This is a genomic window from Streptomyces solitudinis, assembly GCF_036323765.1.
GTDB lineage: Bacteria > Actinomycetota > Actinomycetes > Streptomycetales > Streptomycetaceae > Streptomyces.
This window is the reverse complement of the sequence record NZ_JAZDCW010000027.1, coordinates 1-1,064: the sequence shown is the minus strand read 5'-3', so window position 1 is coordinate 1,064 and position 1,064 is coordinate 1. Positions and strand designations below refer to the sequence as shown.

Annotated in this window: 1 protein-coding gene; it reads right to left on the bottom strand. The window is 69.9% G+C overall.

Annotated elements, in window-relative coordinates; all coding sequences use genetic code 11:
• Positions 1 to 935 (bottom strand): esterase/lipase family protein (locus V1J52_RS25970; protein WP_330142417.1); only part of this gene is annotated, 935 nt, incomplete at its 3' end.
• Positions 936 to 1,064: the final 129 nt, after the last annotated feature.

Below are 1,064 nucleotides of genomic sequence, written 5' to 3'. Positions count from 1 at the left end.
CCGCCTGGCGCTCCGTCCAGTTCCGGGAAGCCGCTGGTCGTGATGGTCTTCTCGGCTTTCGGGAACCTCCGGTTCAGGTAGGCGGCCGTCACGTCATCGCCCTGGGCCTGGGTGTGGAAGGTGGTGTCCGGGTAGATCCGGTCGATGCGCAGGGCGACCTCTCCGGGCTTCACGTCCGGCAGGCCGACCCCGTCGGCGCGGCCGTTTGCCACGGCGATCTTGCGCGGGATCACCGGCCAGCCTCCGAGCCGGTCGAGGGCGGCCAGGAACTCCGTGCGCTGCGGGGCGACGCCGATCGTGCCGGTGTCCTTGTCGTAGTGCTGCCACAGCATCTGGCGCGCGGCCGGGCTGTCCATCTGCCGGGCGAAGTCGTTCGGGAACGGGATGAAGTGCGAGAACGCCTGCACGCCGACGGGGATGGAAGCGCCGCGGTGCGGGCTGTCCCAGGAGAAGTACAGCGCGGTCCGATGGTCCGTCCGCTGCCGCTCCAGGTGGGCGAGTGCGTAGCGCGTGACCATGCCACCCATGCTGAAGCCGCCGACGGCCAGGGGCGCCTCGCCCCGCTGCTCGGCGATGGCGCGCATGATGGCGGCCTGCGCTGCCTGGGCGTTGTCCAGGATCGAGGCGCTACGCTCCTCGAAGCCGAGCAGGATCACGTCCCTGCCGCGTCGGCGCAGCCCGGTGATGAGCTGGAAGCCGCTCTCCAGCCCGTGGTAGAGCACGTCGAGCTTGCTGCGGCCGAGGTTGAAACCGTCGGCCAGGAGCACGGGCCGCGCCAGACCGCCGTGGTTGCCCTCGCCGGGGAAGACCCAGGCGAAGCCGTTCGGCAGGGACCACTCGTCGTGCTCCGGTACCTCGATCGGTCCGGCGGGTCCGGTGGTCAGCGGACCGCCGAGGGTGAACGTACCGACGTTGGGCTCAGTCGTCTCGGACATGGGCGTACTCCTTGCGGGAGGGGCGGGCGAGACGACGTCATCATGGCGGGCAGTCCGGAGACGTCCTCCTTCTGCGCTGTGGCGTTCATCAGATGTGATGGAGCGGAAGCGGGAAGTGTTTGGCGTGCC